Source organism: Verrucosispora sp. ts21 (assembly GCF_002879555.1).
GTDB classification, from domain to species: domain Bacteria; phylum Actinomycetota; class Actinomycetes; order Mycobacteriales; family Micromonosporaceae; genus Micromonospora; species Micromonospora gifhornensis.
In genome coordinates this window covers 1-22,208 of the sequence record NZ_PNOZ01000092.1, presented here as the reverse complement: position 1 = coordinate 22,208, position 22,208 = coordinate 1, and the positions used below count along the sequence as shown (strand labels likewise).

The 22,208-nt window shown below is 70.4% G+C and carries 20 protein-coding genes; 9 read left to right on the top strand and 11 right to left on the bottom strand.

Annotated features, from left to right (window positions below):
• Positions 1 to 56 precede the first annotated feature (56 nt).
• Genes C1A38_RS26945 through C1A38_RS26920 form a run of 6 tightly spaced genes read right to left on the bottom strand, consistent with a single transcriptional unit; the run spans position 57 to position 6,818 of the window.
• On the bottom strand, positions 57 to 986 hold the full coding sequence (locus C1A38_RS26945) for an acetaldehyde dehydrogenase (acetylating) (protein ID WP_102660510.1): 930 nt from the start codon (positions 984 to 986) through the stop codon (positions 57 to 59).
• Positions 983 to 1,786: a 2-keto-4-pentenoate hydratase gene (locus C1A38_RS26940; protein WP_102660509.1), complete on the bottom strand. Its 804-nt coding sequence runs from the start codon at positions 1,784 to 1,786 to the stop codon at positions 983 to 985. Before C1A38_RS26940 ends, C1A38_RS26945 begins: the two co-directional genes overlap by 4 nt.
• A complete protein-coding gene (locus C1A38_RS26935; RefSeq protein ID WP_102660516.1) occupies positions 1,783 to 3,264 on the bottom strand; it encodes a 2-hydroxymuconic semialdehyde dehydrogenase in 1,482 nt (493 codons plus the stop codon). Before C1A38_RS26935 ends, C1A38_RS26940 begins: the two co-directional genes overlap by 4 nt.
• Before the next feature lie 20 nt (positions 3,265 to 3,284).
• On the bottom strand, positions 3,285 to 4,619 hold the full coding sequence (locus tag C1A38_RS26930; RefSeq protein WP_102660508.1) for an FAD-dependent oxidoreductase: 1,335 nt from the start codon (positions 4,617 to 4,619) through the stop codon (positions 3,285 to 3,287).
• Complete coding sequence (gene kynU, locus C1A38_RS26925) at positions 4,616 to 5,893, bottom strand: kynureninase (protein ID WP_102660515.1); 1,278 nt, start codon at positions 5,891 to 5,893, stop codon at positions 4,616 to 4,618. The genes C1A38_RS26930 and kynU overlap by 4 nt, the downstream gene beginning before the upstream one ends.
• A gap of 25 nt (positions 5,894 to 5,918) precedes the next feature.
• On the bottom strand, positions 5,919 to 6,818 hold the full coding sequence (locus tag C1A38_RS26920; protein ID WP_102660507.1) for a tryptophan 2,3-dioxygenase: 900 nt from the start codon (positions 6,816 to 6,818) through the stop codon (positions 5,919 to 5,921).
• Positions 6,819 to 6,966: 148 nt separating this feature from the next.
• Between C1A38_RS26920 and C1A38_RS26915 the strand changes: the two genes are divergently transcribed.
• The 3 genes from C1A38_RS26915 to C1A38_RS26905 all read left to right on the top strand — a co-directional run bounded on the left by C1A38_RS26915 (position 6,967) and on the right by C1A38_RS26905 (position 8,968).
• Positions 6,967 to 7,449, top strand: a complete 483-nt coding sequence (locus C1A38_RS26915) for an Lrp/AsnC family transcriptional regulator (RefSeq protein WP_102660506.1) — start codon at positions 6,967 to 6,969, stop codon at positions 7,447 to 7,449.
• Positions 7,450 to 7,585: 136 nt separating this feature from the next.
• Complete coding sequence (locus tag C1A38_RS26910) at positions 7,586 to 8,116, top strand: hypothetical protein (protein WP_233197042.1); 531 nt, start codon at positions 7,586 to 7,588, stop codon at positions 8,114 to 8,116.
• 15 nt (positions 8,117 to 8,131) lie between these two features.
• Positions 8,132 to 8,968: a class F sortase gene (locus C1A38_RS26905; RefSeq protein WP_102660505.1), complete on the top strand. Its 837-nt coding sequence runs from the start codon at positions 8,132 to 8,134 to the stop codon at positions 8,966 to 8,968.
• A gap of 79 nt (positions 8,969 to 9,047) precedes the next feature.
• On the opposite strand, the gene C1A38_RS26900 is transcribed toward C1A38_RS26905, so the two are convergent.
• Positions 9,048 to 9,581 (bottom strand): HNH endonuclease, encoded by a 534-nt coding sequence (locus tag C1A38_RS26900; protein ID WP_043725542.1) that lies wholly within the window; start codon positions 9,579 to 9,581, stop codon positions 9,048 to 9,050.
• A 268-nt stretch (positions 9,582 to 9,849) separates the two neighbouring features.
• On the opposite strand from C1A38_RS26900, the gene C1A38_RS26895 reads away from it, so the two are divergent.
• From C1A38_RS26895 to C1A38_RS26885, 3 genes are all read left to right on the top strand, one after another.
• The gene (locus tag C1A38_RS26895; RefSeq protein WP_233197043.1) at positions 9,850 to 10,887 is read left to right on the top strand and encodes a mechanosensitive ion channel family protein; all 1,038 of its coding nucleotides are present in this window, start codon (positions 9,850 to 9,852) and stop codon (positions 10,885 to 10,887) included.
• 224 nt (positions 10,888 to 11,111) lie between these two features.
• Entirely contained in the window at positions 11,112 to 12,452 is a 1,341-nt protein-coding gene (locus C1A38_RS26890) for an MFS transporter (protein WP_102660513.1), read from the top strand.
• Between the two features lie 61 nt (positions 12,453 to 12,513).
• Positions 12,514 to 12,939 carry a globin gene (locus C1A38_RS26885; RefSeq protein WP_102660503.1) on the top strand — a complete coding sequence of 142 codons (426 nt, stop codon included), beginning with the start codon at positions 12,514 to 12,516 and terminating at the stop codon, positions 12,937 to 12,939.
• Between the two features lie 25 nt (positions 12,940 to 12,964).
• On the opposite strand, the gene C1A38_RS26880 is transcribed toward C1A38_RS26885, so the two are convergent.
• From C1A38_RS26880 to ettA, 4 genes are all read right to left on the bottom strand, one after another.
• Positions 12,965 to 13,549: a type III secretion system chaperone family protein gene (locus tag C1A38_RS26880; RefSeq protein WP_043721735.1), complete on the bottom strand. Its 585-nt coding sequence runs from the start codon at positions 13,547 to 13,549 to the stop codon at positions 12,965 to 12,967.
• A gap of 131 nt (positions 13,550 to 13,680) precedes the next feature.
• On the bottom strand, positions 13,681 to 14,409 hold the full coding sequence (locus C1A38_RS26875; RefSeq protein WP_102660502.1) for a DUF8185 domain-containing protein: 729 nt from the start codon (positions 14,407 to 14,409) through the stop codon (positions 13,681 to 13,683).
• The gene (locus C1A38_RS26870; RefSeq protein WP_102660501.1) at positions 14,406 to 14,852 is read right to left on the bottom strand and encodes an acyl-CoA thioesterase; all 447 of its coding nucleotides are present in this window, start codon (positions 14,850 to 14,852) and stop codon (positions 14,406 to 14,408) included. The genes C1A38_RS26875 and C1A38_RS26870 overlap by 4 nt, the downstream gene beginning before the upstream one ends.
• A 15-nt stretch (positions 14,853 to 14,867) precedes the next feature.
• Positions 14,868 to 16,544, bottom strand: a complete 1,677-nt coding sequence (gene ettA, locus C1A38_RS26865; RefSeq protein WP_102660512.1) for an energy-dependent translational throttle protein EttA — start codon at positions 16,542 to 16,544, stop codon at positions 14,868 to 14,870.
• Positions 16,545 to 16,876: 332 nt separating this feature from the next.
• Between ettA and C1A38_RS26860 the strand changes: the two genes are divergently transcribed.
• The 3 genes from C1A38_RS26860 to C1A38_RS26850 all read left to right on the top strand — a co-directional run.
• Positions 16,877 to 18,277, top strand: coding sequence for an alpha,alpha-trehalose-phosphate synthase (UDP-forming) (locus C1A38_RS26860; protein ID WP_102660500.1), 1,401 nt, complete (start codon positions 16,877 to 16,879; stop codon positions 18,275 to 18,277).
• Positions 18,278 to 18,300: 23 nt separating this feature from the next.
• Positions 18,301 to 20,880, top strand: a complete 2,580-nt coding sequence (otsB, locus tag C1A38_RS26855; RefSeq protein ID WP_102660511.1) for a trehalose-phosphatase — start codon at positions 18,301 to 18,303, stop codon at positions 20,878 to 20,880.
• Between the two features lie 755 nt (positions 20,881 to 21,635).
• On the top strand, positions 21,636 to 22,208 hold a 573-nt coding region (locus C1A38_RS26850; protein WP_102660499.1), incomplete at its 3' end, for a hypothetical protein.

The following is a 22,208-nucleotide window of genomic DNA, read 5'->3' as shown; positions in this document are numbered from 1 at the left end:
GTGGGCGATGGCGTGCATGCCGTCGCGCAGCGTCACGTCCTGGATGTAGAGATCGTTCATGCGCTCACCGTCCCGCGGAGGGCGACCAGCCGCTCGGCGGTACGCAGCGCGGCCGAGGTCATGATGTCCAGGTTCCCGGCGTACGCGGGCAGGTAGTGCCCAGCACCGGAGACCTCCAGGAAGACCGAGACCTGAAGGCCGGTCAGCTGCCGCCCGAGCGACGGCACGTAGGTGTCCACCCGGTCGAACTGCACGTCCTGCTTGAGCCGGTAACCCGGGACGTACTCCTGCACGTGGGCGACCATCTCGGCGACCGAGGCGGCGATGGCAGCCTGGTCGGCGTCCGGGTCGGGGCAGAGGCAGTAGACGGTGTCGCGCATCAACAGCGGCGGCTCGGCCGGGTTGAGCACGATGATCGCCTTGCCCCGGTCGGCGCCGCCGACCACCTCGATGGCCCGCGCGGTGGTCTCGGTGAACTCGTCGATGTTGGCGCGGGTGCCCGGACCCGCCGAGCGGGACGAGATCGAGGCGACGATCTCGCCGTACGCCACCGGCGTGACCGCGGCGACGGCCGCGACGATCGGCACCGTCGCCTGACCGCCGCAGGTCACCATGTTGACGTTCGGCTCGGCCAGGTGCTCGTCGAGGTTGACCGGCGGCACCACGTACGGGCCGATGGCGGCCGGGGTCAGGTCCACCACCCGGCGGCCGTGGGCGCGCAGCACGGCGTCGTTGTGCCGGTGCGCACCGGCGGAGGTGGCGTCGAAGACCAGTTCGACGTCGGCGAACTCGGGCATCTTCACCAGGCCGTCCACGCCGTCGGCGGTGGTCGCCACGCCGAGGCGGCGGGCCCGCGCCAGACCGTCGGAGTCCGGGTCGATGCCGACCATGGCCACCATCCGCAGGCTCTCACTGAGCCGCAGCACCTTGATCATCAGGTCGGTGCCGATGTTGCCCGACCCGATCACCGCCACACCGACGCTCATGACGAGCCACCTTTCGCCTGCCGGGAGAAACAGGTCCGGACCGAGCCGAGGCCGGAGATCCGGGCCTCGTACGCCGCGCCGGGGGTCACCGACACCATCGGACCGAGCGCCCCGGAGAGCACCACGTCACCGGCGCGCAGCGGCTCACCGGCGCGGGCCATCGTGGTGGCCAGCCAGGCCACCGCGTGCAGCGGGTTGCCGAGGCAGGCCGCACCGGCACCTACCGACACCGGTTCCCCGGCGTGCTCCAGCACCATCCCGCACAGCCGCAGGTCCACGTCGGCGAGCCGGCGCGGCGCGGTACCGAGCACGAACAGCCCACTGGAGGCGTTGTCCGCCACGGTGTCCACGATGGAGATGTCCCAGCCGGCGACGCGCGAGTCGACGATCTCGATGGCCGGCAGCAGGTGATCGACGGCGCGGATGACGTCGACACTCGTGACCCGCTCGTCGGGCAGGTCGGCGCCGAGCACGAAGGCGATCTCCGCCTCCACCCGCGGCTGGAGCAGCCGCTCGATCGGCACCTCGGCACCGTCGGGCACGGCCATGACGTCGGTGAGGACGCCGAAGTCCGGCTCGTACACGCCGAGGTTCTCCTGCACCGCCCGGGAGGTCAGGCCGATCTTCGCGCCCACCCGACGCTGCCCGGCGGCCAGCCACTGGCGTACCTGGTGCTGCTGCACCTCGTACGCCGCGGCCACGTCGCCCTCGGGCAGCAGCCGCCCGCGCAGCGGTGGGCAGGGCTTGCCGCTGGTCCGGGCCTCGGTTAGTTCGTCGGCCGCTCGCTGAAGGTCGCTCATGACAGGTCCACGCAGACGTTAGTGAGTTCGGAGTAGAAGTCGAGCGAGTGCACGCCGCCCTCGCGGCCGATGCCGGAGGCCTTCACCCCGCCGAACGGGGTACGCAGGTCCCGCAGGAACCAGGTGTTGACCCAGACGATGCCGGCGTCCAACCGCTGCCCGGCCCGGTGCGCCCGACCCACGTCGCGGGTCCAGACCGCCGCCGCCAGGCCGTACTCGGTGCCGTTGGCCAGCGCGTACGCCTCGTCCTCGTCGTCGAAGGGTGCCACGTGCACCACCGGGCCGAAGATCTCCTCGGTGTTGGTACGCGCCTGCGGGCCGAGCCCGGTCAGCACCGTCGGCTGCACGTACGCGCCGCCGTCGCGGGCGTCACCGAAGCGCGGCACTGCCCCGCCGGCCAGCACCTGCGCGCCCTCGGTCCGGGCCAGGTCGTAGTAGCCGAGCACCTTGTCGCGGTGCCCGTGCGAGATCAGCGGCATGTTCACCGTCGCCTCGTCGGCGGGCCAGCCGTACGCCAACTCCTCGGCGCGCTTGGCCAGTCGGGCGGTGAACTCCTCGAACACCGGCCGCTGCACGTAGATCCGCTCGGTGCACAGGCACACCTGGCCGCCGTTGGTGAAGCTGGACCGCACCGAACCGGCCACCGCGGCGTCCAGGTCGGCGTCGGCGAAGACCAGCCCGGCGTTCTTGCCGCCCAACTCGAAGCTGACCGCCTTCACCCCGTCGGCGGCGGCCCGCATGATGGCCCCGCCGGTGGACGATTCGCCGGTGAAGGTGATCGCGTCGACGCCGGGGTGCCGGGTGAGGAACTCACCGGCGGAGTCCGGGCCGAAGCCGTGCACCAGGTTGAACACCCCGTCGGGTACGCCGGCCGCGGCCATCACCTCGGCCAGCAGGGTGGCCGAGGCCGGGGTCTCCTCGCTGGGCTTGACCACCACGGCGTTGCCGCAGGCCAGTGCGGGGGCGACCTTCCAGGTGAGCAGCAGCAGCGGCAGGTTCCACGGCACGATGATCGCCACGACGCCTACCGGCTTGCGGACCGCGTAGTTCAGCGCCCGGCCGCCGGTCGGGGTGACCGTGGTGAACGACTCGGTGGGCGCGGTCGCGACGATCTCGGCGAAGGCGCGGAAGTTGGCCGCACCGCGCGGGATGTCCAGGGTCCGGGCCTGGGAGATGGCCTTGCCGGTGTCGGCGACCTCGGCGGCAACCAGGTCGTCGAAGCGACGTTCCAGTTCGTCGGCGATCCGGCGCAGCACCTCGGCGCGTTCGCGCTCCCCCGTCCGGCCCCACGGCCCGCGCAGCGCCGCCCGGGCGGCGGTGACCGCATCGTCCACTGTGGAGCGGCTGGCCTCGACCACCTCGAAGACCGGTTCGCCGGTCACCGGTGAGCGCTTGGTGAACCGCTCACCTGTCGAGACGAACTCGCCGCCGACGAAGTTGCGCAGCAGCCCGGGGCCGTCCGGCGCGTGGCCGGTCATCCGCCGGGGGTCCCAGAGGGTCATCCGCGCCTCCGGCGTCCGAGGGCGAGCACGGCGCCGGCCAGCACCGCCGCCGCACCGGCCGCCACCGCGCCGAGCACCTGGTACTGCCGGCGGACCCGGCGGCGCACCTGGGCGTACGGGACCGTGGTGAACGAGACCAGTTCGTACTGGGAGACGTAGCGGCCCGGCAGCGCCCGCTCCAGGGCGTGCTCGACCTTCTTGCGGGTCTGGTACACCGGCGAGGCGACCTTGTCGCGCATCTCCACGAAGTTGGTAAGCGCCATCTGGGCGATCGCCTCGGCGTTGTCCTGCCGGCGCTGCTGGTACAGCGGCAGGGCCGCGGCCCAGTCGTCGCCGCACTCGTCGAGGCAGTTGTCCAGCTCCACCACGTCCTCGAAGGCGCAGTTCGCGCCCTGGCCGTAGAACGGCACGATGGCGTGCGCGGCGTCACCGAGCAGGCCCACCCGCCCGTCGAACTGCCACGGGTCGCACCGCACGGTGCCGAGCACGCCGACCGGGTTGTGCTGGTAGTCGTCGACCAGGTTCGGGGCCAGCGGCGGCAGGTCCGGGTAGTGCTGGGCGAAGTACCGCTCGATCGCCGCCTTGCTGCCCAACGAGGAGAAGCTGGCGGTGCCGTGGTTGGGCCAGAACAGGGTGCAGGTGAAGGAGCGGTCCGGGTTGGGCAGGGCGATCATCATCGAGGTGCCGCGCGGCCAAATGTGCAGCGCACCCGGGTCGAGGGCGAAGTCGCCACCCAGCGGCGGGATGGTGAGTTCCTTGTAGCCGTAGTCGAGGAAGTCGACGCTCTCGGTGAGCAGGCCGTGTTCCAGCAGCTGTCCGCGTACGGCCGAACCGGCGCCGTCGGCGCCGAGCACGACAGTGGCGTTCGCGGTGACCGTGCCCTGCGGGGTTTCGAAGGTCATCTGCGCGGTGGCCGGGTCGAGCCCGACCAGCCGGTGGTCGAAGGCGACCCGCACCTGCGGCAGCTTGGCGGCGGCGTCCAGCAGCGCGTTGTTCAACGCACCCCGGCTGATCGAGTTGATCGCCCGATCACCCTCGGCGCTGTACGACTGGAAGTCGGGCTCGCCCACCACCGGGTGCACCATCCGACCGCGCATCGGCAACGCGTCGGTCATCACCTGCTCGTCGAGGCCGATGCGGCGCAGCGCGTCCAGACCCCGCTCGGAGAGCGCCAGGTTGATCGAGCGTCCCCGCTCGGGCGTACCGACCCGCGGATCCGGTCGCCGCTCGTAGAGCGTCACCGAGTGACCCCGCCGGGCCAGGTAGCAGGCCAACAGGCAGCCGGCCAGGCCGGCGCCCACCACTGCGATCTCGTCCTGCCGGGTGTTCACGCGCTGACCTCCACCGTCGCGGCCAACGCGTCGGCGACCCGCCAGCAATCGTGGTACGTCGAGTAGAGCGGCACCGGGGCGAACCGCACCACGTCCGGCTGCCGGGCGTCGGCGATCACCCCGTGCTCGTGGCGCAGCCGCTTGGTCAGTTCGTTTGCGGTGCCCACGCCGATGCGGACCGACAGTTGGCAGCCGCGCCGGCTCGGGTCCCGCGGGGTGACCACGGTCAACGGCCGGTCGGCGACCACCTCGTCGAGCAGCCGCTCCAGGTAGCCGGTGAGCCGCAGGCTGCGCTCGCGCAGCGCCGGCATGCCGACCGAGTCGAACAATTCCAACGAGGTCCGCACCGGGCCCATCGCGAAGATCGGCGGGTTGGAGATCTGCCACGCCTCGACGGTGGCCGGGGGTCGGCTCACCGGGGTCATCTCGAACCGGGTGGCCGCCGCCGTGCTCCACCAGCCCTCGAACCGGTGCAGGGCGGGATCGCCGTGGTGGCGCTCGTGCACGAAGACGCCGCCCAGCGCACCCGGACCGGAGTTGAGGTACTTGTACGAGCACCAGGCCGCGAAGTCGACGTCCCAGTCGTGCAGCGACAGCGGCACGTTGCCCGCCGCGTGCGCCAGGTCCCAGCCCACCACGGCACCGGCGGCCCGGCCGGCGGCGGTGATCGTAGGGATGTCCATCAGCTCGCCGGTGAGGTAGTTGACCCCGCCGAGCAGCACCAGCGCGACGGTGTGCCCCTCCGCCGCCAGGAACGCGGTCACGTCCTCGGTACGCAGGTTCTCCTCACCCGGACGCGGCTTGAGCCGGACCACAGTGGTGTCCGGGTCCAGCCCGTGAAACCGGGCCTGGCTGCGCACCGCGTAGCTGTCCGAGGGGAAGGCGGTGTCCTCGATGACGATCCGGGTCCGCTCGCCGGCCGGCCGGTAGAAGCTGACCATCAGCAGGTGCAGGTTGACCGTCAGCGAGTTCATCACCACGGTCTCGCTGGGCAGCGCGCCGACCAGTCGGGCCGCCGGCGCGGTGAGCAACTCGTGGTACGGCAACCAGGGGCGCTCCGCCTCCAGGTGGCCCTCGACACCGAGCCGACTCCAGGACTCCAGGTCGGCCAGCAGTTCGGTCCGGGTGGCCTTGGGTTGCAGGCCGAGGGAGTTGCCCGCCAGGTACGCGGTCTCCGGGTAGCGCCCGCCGTCGGCCGGGGGCACGTGGAACAGGTGCCGGTGGCCCGGCTCGGCGGCGTCCAGGCGCAGCGCCTCGGCCTCACCGGCACTCATTGTCTCGTTCTCGTTCATCCTCGCCTCACATCGCCGTCCGGGCCGACCACAGCTCCGGGAAGACCACCCGGGCCATGCTGCGTTGCAGCCACGCCAGCCCCGCCGAACCGCCGCTGCCGACCTTGGCACCCATGGTGCGCTGCACCGCCTTGACGTGGTGGTGCCGCCAGTCGCCGAACTGCTCGGCCACCTCGGTCAGCGCCTCGCCGAGCATCCGCAGGTGGTTGTCCGGACCGCTGTCACCGTAGATGTGCACCCAGGCCGCCTCGACCGCGGCGTGCGGCTGGTGCTCGTCGCGGACGTCCCGGTCGAGCAGGTCGGCAGGGATGTCGTGGCCGTGCCGGGCGAGCAGGGCGACCACCTCGTCCCAGACGCTGGGGGTGGCCAGGGTCGCGTTCAGGTCGGCGTACACCTCGGTCTGCCGGCGGAAGGGCCGGATCAGCGCCGCGTCCCGCAGCCCCAGCCGGAACTCCAGGTGGCGGTACATGGCCGACTGGAAGCCGGAGCCCTCGCCGAGCAGGTTGCGGAAGCGGTTGAAGTCGGCCGGGGTCATCCAGCGCAACCCGTGCCAGGCGGCGTTGAGGGCCTCCAGGTGCAGCGCGGCGCGGCGCAGCGGGGCCAGCGCCTCCCAGACCCGGTCGGTGCGCAGCAGCCGGGAGGTCTCCCGCAGCTCGTGGCAGGTCAACCCGAAGTACAGCTCCATGATCTGGCTGACCATCAGGAAGGACATCTCGCCGGGGTCGTCACTCAGCGGCTGTTGCAACGTGTGCAGCGTGCTGGCCTGCACATAGGCGTCGTACGGCACCCGCTCGGCGAACTCCAGGGTCGGCTCGCCGCCGTTGCGGGCGGCACGGGCCGCCCGCTGCTTGCCCGTCACCGGACGCACCGCTGTCCGGGTTCCCGGGCGCAGCTCGGTCTGCTCCATCCGTCCACTCCTTCCTGGCTGGCGATTCCAGTCATGATCTCGCGGCGTCACCCCCGGATGGAATGCCTGTTCAACGGCGCTACGCCCAGCTGACCTGCCAAACGTGAGGCGCTGGCCGCATTTGGCTTGTCAGACGTAAGGTCTACGCGTGGACGAGATGGACTGGGCCCTGCTGCGCGAACTGCAGGCCGACGCACGGTTGTCGTTCAGCGAGCTGTCCCGGCGGGTGCACCTGTCCCCACCTGCGGTGGCCGAGCGGGTACGCCGGTTGGAGGAGAGCGGGGTGATCACCGGGTACCACGCGCATGTCGACCTGACCCGAGCCGGCCGGACGGTGGTCGCGTTGATCCGGATGTCCTGCTACGGCGCCCGCTGCATCCTGCACGACCCGGACGTCGCCACCTGGCCGGAGATCCTGGAGATCCACCGGATCACCGGCGACGCGTGCAGTGTGCTGAAGGTCGCGGCCGGTTCGATCGGGGAGTTCGAGGGGGTCATCGACCGACTCGCCCCGTACGGGCAGCCGTCGAGCACCATGGTGCTCTCCTCCCCCCTCAACTGGCAGCCCCTGACCAGGTGCAAGGAAGGGCCCCCTGTTAACGCCTCCGGTAGAGGAAGGGCCCCCGCTTAACACCCGCTGGTTCCGCGCGCCGGGCGTTTCGCGCGCCGGGCGGTTTCGCGGGCCGGGTTAGCAGCGGGAGCAGGGGGAAAGCACCGCGGGTCACCACCCCAGCAGGACCGGTGCACCGGTGCCGGGAGGGAGGATCATGCGGGGTCTGCGACCGTACGGAGGAGTGCTGCACGCCTCCTCGACAATCGTCCGACTTCTCGGAGCGTTCGCGCTGATCGGGGCGTTCATCCTGGTCGGTGCCGGACCAGCCCGGGCGGGTGATAACACCTTCATCGAGGTGACCCCGAACAGTGTGCAGGCCGGATCCCGGGTGCACCTGCGGGCCAGCTGCGACAACGCCAACAACCGGCAGGCCGAGGTCGACTCGGAGGCGTTCAACCGGGTCTTCCTCCGACCGGACAACGGCTTCCTCACCGGCGACGTCACGGTGCCGGGCAACAAGGCCGCCGGGGACTATCCGGTGAACCTGCGCTGCAACAACGGCCAGACGGCCAGCACCACGCTGACCGTACTGAACATGCAGCAACCCACCAAGGGCCCGGCGACCGGTGGCGGTGGCACCGCCGGACCGGGCACCGGCTCGACGCTGCTGCTCGGCGGCGTCGCAGTGGTGGCCGCGGCGGTGGTCTTCGGGCTGATCAGCAGCCGACGCCGGACCGGTTCCTGACCACAGGCGGGTGCCATGATCGGCCACCGTGTTCCGGTGCCCGAACCGCGTCCCGTACCGCCCCGGACCGTCACCCGCCGCCGCTACCGACTCTGGCGGACAGCGACGGCCGTGGCCGGTCGGCTCGGCCGGGTCACCGCCCAGATGGGTTCGGCCAGCATCGCCACACCTGACCCGTCGGCCGCACCCGTGCCACCACGACCGCGTCGAGCCTGGCCGGCATCGGGCCGACGCAGCCTCCGCGCCAGCCCCGGACTGCCCGTCCTGGTGATCGGCAGCCTGATGCTGTTGATCATCACGATGCTCGGGGTCGAACGACTGACCGGCACGAACCTGCTGCCGGACCGCTTCATCGCCGGGCTGGCGCCGCCGCCGAAGAAATTTCCACTACTGCCGGCGAGCCAACCGGTCGGCATCGAGATCAACAAGATCGACCTGGCCGCGCCGGTGCACAACGTGGGCGTCGCCGCGGACGGCAGCATCGCCGCGCCGACCGCGGAACGCGCCCAGGAGGCCGGCTGGTACGACCAGGGCCCGACCCCGGGCCAGTACGGCCCCGCCGTCATCGTCGGACACGTCGACACCAGCACCGGGCCGGCGGTCTTCCAGGACCTGCGGCAACTGCGGGCCGGCGACCGCGTCGAGGTGGCCCGCACCGACGGTACGGTCGCGATCTTCGAGGTCGACCGGGTCGGCCGGTACGACAAGGAGGCGCTGCCCGCCGACGAGGTCTTCGGCGACTTCAGTCGGCCGCAGCTGCGGCTGATCACCTGTGGTGGACGCTGGGTCGGTGGGGAGACGGGCTACGCGGACAACGTGATCGTGTTCGCTTCCTTGGTGGAGGCTCGGTAGTCGTCTGGTGGGGGTTTGCGGTCCTGTGAAGGCGTGGCGGGTGGGGCCGGTAGCCAGCGGGGTGGGTCAGCTGGGTGGGTCAGGCGGCTTCGGGTTCGCGGAGGTCGAGCCAGTCGGCCCAGCGGGGGTCGGGTGCGCGGTGACCGAGCACCCGCCAGGCGATCCCCTTCGGTGCGGCGGGCAGCGAGTGCAGTCGCCAGCCCAGCTCGGCGGGGGTCTTGTCGCCCTTGGTGTGGTTGCACCGGGCGCAGGCGGCGACCACGTTCTCCCAGGCGTGCGGGCCGCCCCGGCTGCGCGGGAAGACGTGGTCGATGGTCTCGGCAGGACCCCGGCAGTAGGCGCAGCGCCAGCCGTCCCGGGCGAAGATCGCCCGGCGGGACAAACCCACATGGGTACGGTAGGGCACCCGGACGAACCGGGTGAGTCGGACGACCGAGGGCACCGGTAACGCGCTGCGGGCGCTGTGCAGGACGCCCTCGCCGTCGGCGACACAGACCGCCTTGGCGGAGAGCACGAGGATCGCGGCGCGACGCACCGACACGACACACAGCGGCTCATAGGTGGCGTTGAGGACCAGCGCGCCGGAGCCCACCGTGGGTCGTATGTCAGGCATCGCGTCACCCTCCCGGTCAAGCGGCTCTCCACTCGCCACCGCCGACCGGCGCAGGCCGCAGCCATACACCACGTCGACGCCGGCCGGTTCACCGACGTCCGTTGCGCCAATCGTCCCTGATCGGACCGGCGAATGCACGCACTAATCCTGGGTACCTGGCGGAGCTTTCACGACAGATCCGGCGACGAGCGCGCCTCGGCTCACCCGGCGGTGGGTCGGTCATGGGTCGACCGGATGCTTACGGTACGAAATCAGGGTGACCGTCAGCATGCTCAGCCTCGTCTCCGGTACGCCCACCCCCGACCCGGAGGACACCCCCAGTCCCGAGTGCCTGGACGAGGTCGTCTGCAAGTGGGTATGGAAATACTTCGACTCGGTGTGGTTCGCCGAGGGCAGCTACTGGATCCTGGTCAAGCCGCTGCGGATCATCCTGATCCTGATGCTGGCGATCGCCGCCCGCTGGCTGGTGCACCGGACGATCCGCCGGCTGGTGCGCACCACCACCGATGCCGGCGTACCGACCATGCTCCGGCCGCTGCGCGAGCGCATCCCGAGCGCCGCGACCGAGCCCGGCGAGTTCGTCCCGGAGCGACGCCGCCAGCGGGCCGAGGCGATCGGATCGGTGCTGCGCAGCCTGAGCACGGCGTTCATCTTCGGCATCGCCGTCCTGATGGTGCTCAAGGAGTTCAGCTTCGACCTGGCCCCCCTGCTGGCCAGCGCCGGCATTGCCGGTGTGGCGCTCGGCTTCGGTGCGCAGAGCCTGGTCAAGGACCTGATCGCCGGCCTGTTCATGTTGATCGAGGACCAGTACGGGGTCGGCGACAACGTCGACCTCGGCGAGGCCAGCGGCGTGGTCGAGGCGGTCGGTCTGCGGGTCACCACCGTTCGCGACGGTCGGGGGGTGCTCTGGTACATCCGCAACGGCGAGATCGTCCGGGTGGGCAACAAGAGTCAGGGTTGGGCGCTGGTGGTCGTCGACCTGCCGATCGGCTTCGCCGGCACCGAGGAGGCCACGGCGGTGCTGCGTACCGCAGCCGCTTCGGTCGCGGTGGACCCGGAGTTGGCGGCCTCCATCGTCGAGCCCCCCGAGGTGCTCGGTGTGGAACAGGTGACGGTGGACGGCACGGTCATCCGCACGGTGGTCAAGACCACCGCCGACGGGCAGGCCGCGGTGGGCCGCGAGTTGCGCCGTCGGCTCGCGGAGGCACTGGAAAATTCCGGGATCACCGCCCGGATCGCGGCCGTCCGGGCCGTACCCGCCTACCTGCGGGACGACAACGAGACTGGTCAGGGCGGGGCCACCTGAATAGAACGGTAGGTACTCGCGGCCGAGCGGCCCCTCGGGTATCGTCCGTTCGTTCAGTCAGAGATGCGACGATCAAGCCGTTCGCCCTAGCCAGTTGTCAGACTATCGGGCAGAATCCGGTGCACGCGCTCCCCGAGCGTGGTCACGTCCTCGCTGATCCGTAGATCTGACGATGGCCTCGGGGCCGGCCATCACGAGTGGCCTGCCACCGGCCGATGGAGGCGATGGTGTCGGACGAGCGGCCTCCTCCGGAAGGTCCGGCCACTTTCCGTGAGGTCTTCGCCCAGGGTGAGTACCGAGCCATCTTCCTGGCCAACACCCTGACCTGGATCGGTGACTACGTCGCCAAGGCAGCGGTCACCCTGCTCGTCTACAAGGAGACCGAGTCCGTCGCGCTCTCGGCGGCTGCCTTCGCGGTCAGCTACCTGCCCTGGCTGATCGGCGGCCCACTGCTTGCCACGATCGCCGAGCGGCACCGCTACCGCCAGATCATGGTGGTCTGCGACCTCATCCGGATGGCCTTGATGCTGCTCATCGCCATCCCCGGGATACCGGTGCCGCTGATCCTGGCCCTCCTGTTCGCCACCACGCTTGCCAATCCACCGAGCCAGGCAGCGCGTTCCGCGCTGATGCCGTTGATCCTGCCCGGCGACCGACTCGTCGTCGGGCTCTCGATCAACGCCAGTGTCGGGCAGGCTGCGCAGGTCGTCGGCTACCTGCTCGGAGCGGCGGTGGCGACCGTCAACACCACCGCCGCGTTGCTGATGAACGCGGCAGCCTTCGCCCTCTCGGCGGTGCTCGTCCGCTTCGGGACCCGGAACCGGGCACCGGCCATAGCCAGCGAGCAACGCCGTCACCTGCTCCGGGAAACCGCCGAGGGGTTCCAACTGGTGTTCCGTACGCCGGTGCTGCGGGCCATCGCGATCCTCGTCTTCGGCGCGGTGCTCTGCTCGATCGTGCCCGAGGGACTGGCCGCAGCCTGGGCCAACGAAGGCACGGACAGCGGGATGAACGCGGGAATGGCGCAGGCGCTGATCATGGCGTCGAGCCCGGTCGGGTTCATCCTCGGTGGGCTGTTGATGGGCCGGGCGGTCGCGCCGTCCCGGCGCATCGCCCTGCTCCGGCCACTGGCGGTCATCGCCCCGTTGATGCTGGTGCCCTCGTTGCTCGACCCGCCGCCTGCGGTGGTGGCGTTGCTCGCCGCCGCCTGCGGGTTCGCGGTCGCCGGCATCCTGCCGGTGGCGAACGGCCTGTTCGTCCAGGCCCTGCCGCACGGCTACCGGGCCCGGGCGTTCGGCGTGATGGCCACCGGGGTCCAGGTCATCCAGGGTGCCGCGGTCCTGGCGACCGGCCTGCTCGCCGAGCACTACCCGATCCCGATCGTGGTCGGGCTGTGGAGTGCCGCCGGGGTGGTGCTTATGACGTTCGTCGCCCGACGCTGGCCCGACGCGCAGACGGTGGAGGCCACGGTGGAGGCGGCACGGGCCTCCTCCACCGGCTCGACCACCCCGTCGGAGAAGCCGGACCAGGGCAACGTCGACCGACCACGGCATGCGGTGACCTGAACCACGGCGTCGACAGGTCCCGGTACGGTCACCGGCCGGCAACGCCTGGCAGGATGGAAGGGTGAATCCCGCAGGTGAGTCCGAGCCCCGCGGCGAGGCCGTGACGCTGTACGACGCCGTCGGCGGCGAGCCTACGTTCCGCAAGCTGGTCGATGAGTTCTACGCCGGCATCGCCAGCGACCCGTTGCTGCGCCCCATGTACCCGGAAGAGGACCTGGGGCCGGCCGCCGACCGGATGCGGCTGTTCCTCATGCAGTACTGGGGCGGCCCGAACACGTACTCCGCTCAACGGGGGCACCCCCGGCTGCGGATGCGGCACGCACCCTTCCGGATCGGCGCGGCCGAACGCGACGCCTGGCTGCGCCACATGCGCCGGGCGGTCGACAGCCTCGATCTGCCGGAGGCGACCGCCACCGAGCTCTGGAACTACCTGGAGCGGGCGGCCTACTTCATGGTCAACGCGATGGAGGACCCGGCCGCGGGGTGAGCCCCGCGGCGGCCACCGTCCCCCGTCAGAGCAGGGCACCCTCGTCGTGCAGCCAGTCGACGAAACTCGTGGCCACTGCCGCGCCGCAGTCGAGCAGCTCGACCAGGAGCGCGTCGTGGGCACCTGCGGCGAGCGGCACCTGCAGCTCGGCGTAGATCGGCAACTGCCCCCGTTCGGTGGCGTCGCCCACGTACGCCTTGCAGAAGCGGCGCGTGTGGTTCCACTCGTTGACCACCCGGTAGGCCCGGTCCGCCCAGTCCGGCGGCACGGTCGCGTGCGGGCGGGCCCGGAGCACCAGGATCTCGTCCTCGGGGCCTTCCAGGGTGACCAGCACGGCGTGCCGCTCCCACATGGCCAGCAGGTTGCCGTCGCCGTCGGCCAGGTAGCGCACGTCGAGCAGGTCCAACGCGTCGCAGATGCGGCGCAGGGTGACCGGTTCGACGGTGGCTGACATGTCCGCGATCAACGGATGCTCCCCGCCCGGGCAGTCGTCCCCGGGCTGACGGGGCGTCGGCGGGCCGACTCTGACGGCCTCCTCCACCGTGACACTGCTTCGAGTTTCCGGGTCGCCGCCACTGGCGGGACCGGGGCGCCATGACCACCACGGCATCGCTCGCGCACCTCACTCCCCAGCGGATCCAGTTGCATACGGTGGGTGGGATCCGAGGATGGACGGTACCCGGACAGTCGGAGCGAAGCATCCCCCCAACGCCAGCCCCAAGCCAGAAGGTTGACCCGAGGTCATACTTTCGGACGAGGGTCAAGCGGCCGCACGGCAAGATCCGTAGCCTTCTGCGACCACACAGCTCCGTACGGTCCCACCAGGGCAACCCAACGGCCAGCCGCGCGTACCCGGACCTCGTCGATGCCCGACGATCCGCCGGTCGCCCCCAGGAACCCCATCCTGATCAGACCCTGCACCATTCGCTGGGTCACCTCCACCGGACGGTCAGCTGCGTCGTCCGGCGTGACCACCACCGCGACATGGTCCAGCAGGGCGTCACGCAACATCCGCTGCCCCACCGCCCGGCCGGCCACGCCGTTCGTCGCCGCCTCGCGCAGGGTGCCGGCGGCGGCCTCGGCGAGCCGGCGCACCTCCTCGCCCGGCAGGCTCTCCACCGGCCGGCTGGCTGCCGGCGGCAGCGGCCAGCGCCACTGCGCGTCACGCCGGGCGGGCAGACCCGCCCGGCCAGCCGCCAACTCGGCGAGCAACTGCCCGGCCGCGACCGTGACGTCCCCGGCGCCGGGGCCGGGGCCGGAGACCGTCCGCACGGCCAGCACCCCCCACGGCAGACGGCCCCAGAGAGCCGTACGCCCCGGTGTGCCGGTCGGACGTAACCGCACCAGGGCGGCCGGCTCCAACCGGACCAGTCGGGCCAGGAAGGCCCCTGCGTCGGCGACCCCGTCGATCCCGTGCCGCAACTCGGCGGTATCGGATTCCGGCCGGGGTGTGACGCCGCCCGCGCTCATGCCTCGCCACCGTCCGGGGCGTACCCGAGCAGGAAGGAGTGTTCCCGGTCGGTGAGCCGCCGGGGCACCTGCCGGACCAGGTCGAACGGAACCAGCACCGACTGTGCCCGGCTGACCAGATGCTCACCGTCGTACATCTCGTAGCTCACGGTGAAGGAGGCGGCGCGGATCCGCCCCACCCACATCTCGATCCGTACGGTCGGGGCCGCATCGGCGGTGGCCCGACCCAGGGCGTAGTCGACCGGGCGCAGGTAGTCGACCTCGTGCCGACGGATGACCACTCCGTCGGCGAACGAGTCGATGCCCTGCGCCCGCGCACCGACGAACATCAACGCCACCCGGGCCTCCTCGTACAGGGTGAGGAAGCGGGCGTTGTTGACGTGGCCGTACGCGTCGAGGTCAGACCACCGCAGGGTGCAGTGGTAGACAAACCGATCAGCCAAGACGTCGCTCGCCGGTCAGTCGCGGGTCAGCTTGCGGTACGTCACCCGGTGCGGTCGGGCCGCCTCCGCGCCGAGCCGGTCGATCTTGTTCTTCTCGTACGCCTCGAAGTTGCCCTCGAACCAGAACCACTTGGCCGGGTTCTCGTCGTCGCCCTCCCAGGCCAGGATGTGCGTGGCGACCCGGTCCAGGAACATCCGGTCGTGGGAGATCACCACGGCGCAGCCGGGGAACTCCAGCAGCGCGTTCTCCAGGCTGGACAGGGTCTCCACGTCCAGGTCGTTGGTCGGCTCGTCGAGCAGGATCACGTTGCCGCCGATCTTCAGCGTCAACGCCAGGTTGAGCCGGTTGCGCTCGCCGCCGGAGAGCACCTTTGTCGGCTTCTGCTGGTCCGGACCCTTGAACCCGAACGCCGCGATGTACGCCCGCGACGGCATCTCGACCTTGCCCACCATGAGGTAGTCCAGCCCGTCGGAGACGACCTCCCAGACGGTCTTGTCGCCGTCCAGGCCCTGCCGGTTCTGGTCGACGTACGACAGCGAGACCGTCTCGCCGACCCGGACCGAGCCGCTGGTCGGCTGCTCCAACCCGACGATCGTCTTGAACAGGGTGGTCTTGCCGACGCCGTTCGGGCCAATGATGCCGACGATGCCGTTACGCGGCAGCGAGAACGACAGGTTGTCGATCAGCACCCGGTCGCCGAAGGCCTTGGTCAGGTTCTGCGCCTCGATGACGGTGCTGCCCAGGCGCGGGCCCGGCGGGATCTGGATCTCCTCGAAGTCCAGCTTGCGGGTCTTCTCCGCCTCGGCGGCCATCTCGTCGTACCGGTCCAGGCGGGCCTTGGACTTGGTCTGCCGGGCCTTGGCGTTGGAGCGGACCCACTCCAGTTCATCGGAGAGGCGCTTCTTCATCTTCGCGTCGCGGCGTCCCTCGACGGAGAGCCGCGCGGCCTTCTTCTCCAGGTAGGTGGAGTAGTTGCCCTCGTAGCCGATGGCCCGGCCGCGGTCCAGCTCCAGGATCCAGCCGGCCACGTTGTCCAGGAAGTACCGGTCGTGGGTGATCGCCAGGACGGTGCCGGGGTACTTGGCCAGGTGCTGCTCCAGCCACTGCACGCTCTCCGCGTCCAGGTGGTTGGTGGGCTCGTCGAGCAGCAGCAGGTCCGGCGCCTCCAGCAGCAGCTTGCACAGCGCCACCCGGCGGCGCTCACCACCGGAGAGCTGGGTCACCTCGGCGTCCGGCGGCGGGCAGCGCAGCGCGTCCATCGCCAGTTCGAGCTTGGAGTCGATGTCCCAGGCGTCGGCGTTGTCCAGCTCCTCCTGGAGCCGACCCATCTCCTCCATCAGCTCGTCGGAGTAGTCCGTGGCCATCTGCTCGGCGATGGCATTGAACCGCTCCAGCTTGGCCTTGGTCTCCGCGACCGCCTCCTCGACATTGCCGAGGACGGTCTTGGCCTCGTTGAGGGGCGGCTCCTGGGCCAACATGCCGACGGTGTAGCCGGGCATCAGCCGGGCCTCACCGTTGCTCGGCTGGTCCCAACCGGCCATGATCTTGAGGAGGCTGGACTTACCGGCACCGTTCGGGCCGACCACACCGATCTTGGCCCCAGGCAGGAAGTTCAGCGTCACGTTGTCGAGCACGACCTTGTCGCCGTGCGCCTTGCGCGCCTTCTCCAGGACGTAGATGAACTGGGCCACGGTGCGGGCTACCTCCGTCAGGACTGAGTCGTCGATTTGCGTGGTGCGGGGCACGCGCGTGACGTGGGACGCGCCGTCACCCGCCGCCACGACCGTTGCCCGGCCGCGCGCACGCCATCGTCAATCCTGACAGGTCCGCCGGGCTTCGCCCACATCGCCCCGCCCGTCGGACACGGTTGCGCGGAGGGTGCCGACGGCCTGTCAACATGATCACGTGCAAGGTTCGGCCGGTCTGGGACGGGTACGTCACTCCGGCACTGAGCAACAGACGCCGCAGATACGCTCAGTACGCTCATCGCGGTGGACCCGTCAGCACCCGGAGGTGGCCGATCGTGACCGTCCGTAGCTCCTTTGTCGTAGTGGCAAACCGCCTACCGGTCGACGAGGTGAGCACACCCGAGGGCCGGCAGTGGCGACGCAGCCCTGGCGGCCTGGTCACCGCCCTGCACCCCGTCCTCGCCGAGCATCAGGGCACCTGGGTCGGGTGGGCCGGTGGCACCGGCGCCGCTCCCGAGCCGTTCGACCTGGAGGGCATCCGACTGCACCCGGTGCCGTTGAGCGCCGAGGAACTCGAGCGCTACTACGAGGGCCAGTCCAATGCCACGATCTGGCCGCTCTACCACGACGCCGTGGAGACGCCTGCCTACAAGCGTCGCTGGCGGGAGGCGTACCGGCTGGTGAACGCCCGGTTCGCGGAGGCCGCCGCCGAGGTCGCGGCCGACGGTGCCACGGTGTGGGTCCAGGACTACCAGCTTCAACTGGTGCCGGCGATGCTCCGGGAACTGCGTCCCGATCTGCGGATCGGCTTCTTCCTGCACATCCCGTTCCCGCCGATCGAGCTGTTCATGCAGATGCCGTTCCGCACCGAGATCCTGCGCGGGCTGCTCGGCGCCGACCTGGTCGGGTTCCAGCAGCGGCTGGCCGCACAGAACTTCGTCCGGCTCGCCCGTCACCTGCTCGGCCTGCGCTACGAAGGGCAGATGATCCAGGTCGACGGGCGTCAGGTGAAGGCCGGCGCCTTCCCCATCTCGATCGACACCAAGGAGATGGAACGGCTGGCCGCGGACCCGGCGATCCAGGCGCGGGCGAAGGAGATCCGCGAGGAGTTGGGCAACCCGCGCACCATCATCCTCGGTGTGGACCGCCTCGATTACACAAAGGGCATCGAGTTGCGACTCAAGGCCTTCCGGGAGTTGTTGGCTGACGGAAAGTTGACAGTCCCCGACGCTGTTATGGTGCAGGTAGCCACGCCGAGCCGCGAACGCGTCGAGCACTACCAGGCACTTCGTGTCAAGGTCGAGCGCGAGGTCGGTCGGATTAATGGCGAATTCGGCCGGGTCGGTGTGCCCGCCGTGCATTATCTGCATCAGTCGTACAGTCGGACCGAACTTGCTGCGATGTACGCCGCCGCCGACGTGATGATGGTGACCCCGCTGCGAGACGGTATGAACCTGGTGGCCAAGGAGTACGTCGCATCAAGGGCGGACCACGGGGGCGCACTCGTACTCAGTGAGTTCGCCGGCGCGGCCACCGAGCTGCGTCAGGCGTTCCTGTGCAACCCGCACGACCCGGACGCAGTCAAGGATGCCCTGCTCCGAGCCGTGCACGTGGAGAAGCCGGAGGCTCGTCGCCGTATGCGGACTATGCAACGCCATTTGCGCACCCATGATGTGGGGCACTGGGCGAAGTCCTTCCTCACCGAACTCGGTGTGCCTGACATGGAGGCGTCGTGAGCGCCCCCTCCAGTGAAATCATCATGCCCACGGCGGGCACGATGGACCGGGAGCTGGCCTCCGCCATCGGGCGGATCGCCCGGGTGCCCCAGCTGCTGATCGCCTGCGACTACGACGGCACGCTCGCGCCGATCGTCGAGGACCCGAGCAAGGCCGTACCCCTGCCGGAGTCCGTTGCCGCGGTGCGTGCCCTGGCCGCGCTGCCGCAGACCACCGTCGCGGTCGTCTCCGGCCGGGCGCTTCGTGACCTGGCCGCGCTCTCCCGGCTGCCCAGCGAGGTGCACCTGGTCGGCAGTCACGGCTCCGAATTCGACATCGGCTTCGTCGAACGGCTCTCCCCCGAGCTGATCGAGGTCCGCAAGCGACTGCGGGACGCGCTGCGCGAGATCGCCGCGGCCCACCCGGGCGTACGCCTGGAACGCAAGCCGGCGAGCGTCGCCGTACACACCCGGGGGGTCGAACCGCAGATCGCCGCCGCCGCCATCGAGGCGGTCCGCAGCGGCCCCGCCACCTGGCCGGACGTCACCGTCACCCAGGGCAAGGAAGTCATCGAGCTGTCCGTGGTGGCCACCCACAAGGGCACCGCGGTCGACCAGTTGCGCACGCAGCTCTCGGCCAGCGCGGTCCTGTTCATCGGCGACGACGTCACCGACGAGAACGCCTTCGGCAACCTGAGCGGCCCGGACGTCGGCATCAAGATCGGCCCCGGCGAGACCAAGGCCGACCACCGGGTGGCCGAGCCGATCGAGGCCGCCCGGGTGCTCGGGCTGCTGCTGGAGACCCGCCGGCACTGGCTGTTCGGCGAGCGCGCGGTGCCGATCGAGCGGCACTCGATGCTTGCCAACGGGCGTACGGTCGCACTGCTCACGCCCGACGCGAAGGTGACGTGGCTGTGCAACCCCAAGCCCGACTCGGCGGCCATCTTCGCCGACCTGGTCGGCGGCAGCCCGGCCGGGCACTTCAGTGTCGCCCCGGAACGCGGCGGCATCCCGCTCGGCCAGCGCTACCGCTCGGGCACCATGACCGTGGAGACCCGCTGGTCGGGGCTGACCGTCACCGACTGGCTCGACAAGCCCGACCCGCGGACCACACCCGACGGGCCGGCGATCATCTCCGGCGACTCCACCCTGATCCGGGTGCTCACCGGCACCGGACGGGCCCGGCTGGAGTTCGCGCCCCGACCGGAGTTCGCGCAGGTCGCCGTGCAGCTTCAGCCGCTCGCCGACGGCCTGCTGGTGCTCGGCTCCAACGAGCCGATCGCGCTCTACTCCCCCGGTGTGCAGTGGGAGGTCGGCAACGACGGCGGCTACGAGAGCGCCAAGGCGGTGGTGGACCTGTCCGCCCTCGGCGGGCAAGTGGTGCTGGAGCTGCGCTTCGGCACGCACAGCCTGGAACACCACCGGCTGCCCATCCACGAGCGGCAGGCAGCAGCGGAACGCCCCTGGAAGGACTGGGTGGCCTCACTGCGGCTGCCCACCACCGCCCGGGACCTGGTCGCCCGCAGCGCCTTGACGCTGCGTGGCCTCTGCCACGAGGCGACCGGCTCGATCCTGGCCGCCGCGACCACCTCGCTGCCGGAGGAGCTCGGCGGTGTCCGCAACTGGGACTACCGCTACTGCTGGCTTCGTGACGCCGCGATGACCGCCCGCGCCCTGGTCGACCTGGGGTCGATCGCCGAGGCCGAGGCGTTCCTGCGCTGGGTCGACGGCTGTGTGGAGCGCACCGGCGGGCACCCCGAACGGCTGCACCCGCTCTACACCGTGGACGGCTACGAGCTGGGTGCCGAGGCGGTCATCGACACCCTGCCCGGCTACGCCGGCTCCCGCCCCGTACGCGTCGGCAACCTCGCCAACCACCAGCTCCAGCTGGACGTCTTCGGCCCGATCGCCGACCTCATCGCCGCCACCGCCGACGTACGCGGCTCGGTGCGCGCCGAGGAGTGGCGGGTCCTGGAGAACATGGTCGAGGCGGTCCGCCGCCGCTGGCACGAGCCCGACCACGGCATCTGGGAAGCCCGCCTGCCACCCCGGCACCACATCTTCTCCAAGGTGATGTGCTGGATGACCGTGGACCGCGCCCTGCACGTGGTCCGCCAGCACGGTGGCGAGGACCGCCCGGAATGGGTGGAGCTGCGCGACCGGATCGGTGCCAACGTGCTGGAGTACGGCTGGCACGAGGAGGCCGAGGCGTACAGCGTCGCGTACGGCGACGAGGACATGGACGCCTCCTCGCTGTGGATCGGCCTGTCCGGTCTGCTGGCCGGGGACGACCCACGGTTCCTGTCCACCGTGCTGAAGATCGAGGCGGATCTGCGCAGCGGGCCGGTCGTCTACCGCTACCACTGGGACGACGGACTGCCCGGCCGGGAAGGCGGCTTCCACATCTGCACGTCGTGGCTGATCGAGGCGTACCTGCGCACCGGTCGGCGTACCGACGCCGAGGAACTGTTCCTCCAGATGATCGACACCGCCGGCCCGACCGGCCTGCTGCCCGAGCAGTACGACCCGCTGGCCGAGCGCGGCCTGGGCAACCACCCTCAGGCGTACAGCCACCTCGGGGTGATCCGCTGCGCCCTGCTGCTGGACAACATGCTCAAGCAGTAACCCGCCCCTTGTTCGAAGCGGCCGGAGACACCTCGTCTCCGGCCGCTCACCATCTCCCCTCCACTCCTCCACCCGATCCGCGAGCCCCAGCGAGCCCTGCCAGGGCGAGCCCCAGCGAGATCGCCACATCGCAGACCTGAACAGGACGCCTGGGTGACTATCGGACAAACGCTCCGCAAGTGTGCAGCGTTGGGTCTGGAGGCCTCACCGTTACGGCGTAACGGCGGGGTCCAGAGCAGCGGGAAACCGCCATTACGGCGCAACGGAGTCGATCACCCCGGCCGCGTCGACTCCGACCCGGGCAAACAGGTCATTCCGTGTGCTTGCGTCACGACGGCCCACCGCGATCACCTTGGTCGGCGGGAATCCTGGATGCCTGCGGGTCGTTGAACACGTCTGAACGACCGAGGAAGGCGCCGGGCCCGAGCCTGGCGGGTGCGGGCCGGAATGTGGGGCCGCCGGATGGCGTTGTATCGGGTGGCTGACCAAGCAGGGCCTGCCCGTGACCCGTCTGTGGTCGGGTGTGATCCGGTCGGGTGTGATCCGACCTCCGGGAATCACCGCCCTCGGTCAGTGGTTGTACATGGTCCCGGCGCCGCGAGGGTCCCTCGCCCCCGTGATGAGCGTGGTGGGGTTCCCCCGCCCCGCGAGTGAGCCGGTGAACCTTCCCCTCTTTGAGCGCCGGACGGTGCTTGCGTATCCCGTGCCGATCCCCCTTCTGGTCGGGTGCGCCAACCCCCGAATGGAGCTTCGTCATGAACTCGATCTTCCGTAAGAGCATGCTGAGTGTTGCTGGTCTGGCTTTCGCCGGTGGCGTGTTCGCCGGCCCGGTGGCTGCCCACGCCGACACCACCCCGGTGAAGACCACCCCCGCCGCTGTGCAGGCTGACAAGCCGGACACCGGCAAGCTGATCCCGCACGGTGTGCAGGGCAGTCAGTCGCGTATCGACCTGAACGATGAGCAGGTCGCGAACACGAAGGCGATCATCGCCGCCACCAAGAAGGCCGGCATGGACGAGCGTGCCGCGGTCGTGTCGATTGCCACGGCGTTGCAGGAGTCGAAGTTGGAGAACCTGGGCCACCTCGGTGACCGTAACGACCATGACTCGCAGGGCCTGTTCCAGCAGCGTCCGTCCAGCGGTTGGGGCACGGTCGAGCAGATCACCGACCCCGAATACTCCACCACCGCCTTCCTCAAGGGCCTCAAGCAGGTCGACGGCTGGCAGGACATGCCGCTGACCAAGGCCGCCCAGACCGTGCAGGTGTCGGCCTACCCGGATCACTACGCCCAGTGGGAGCAGCAGGCCGCTGACCTGGTCGCCAAGTAC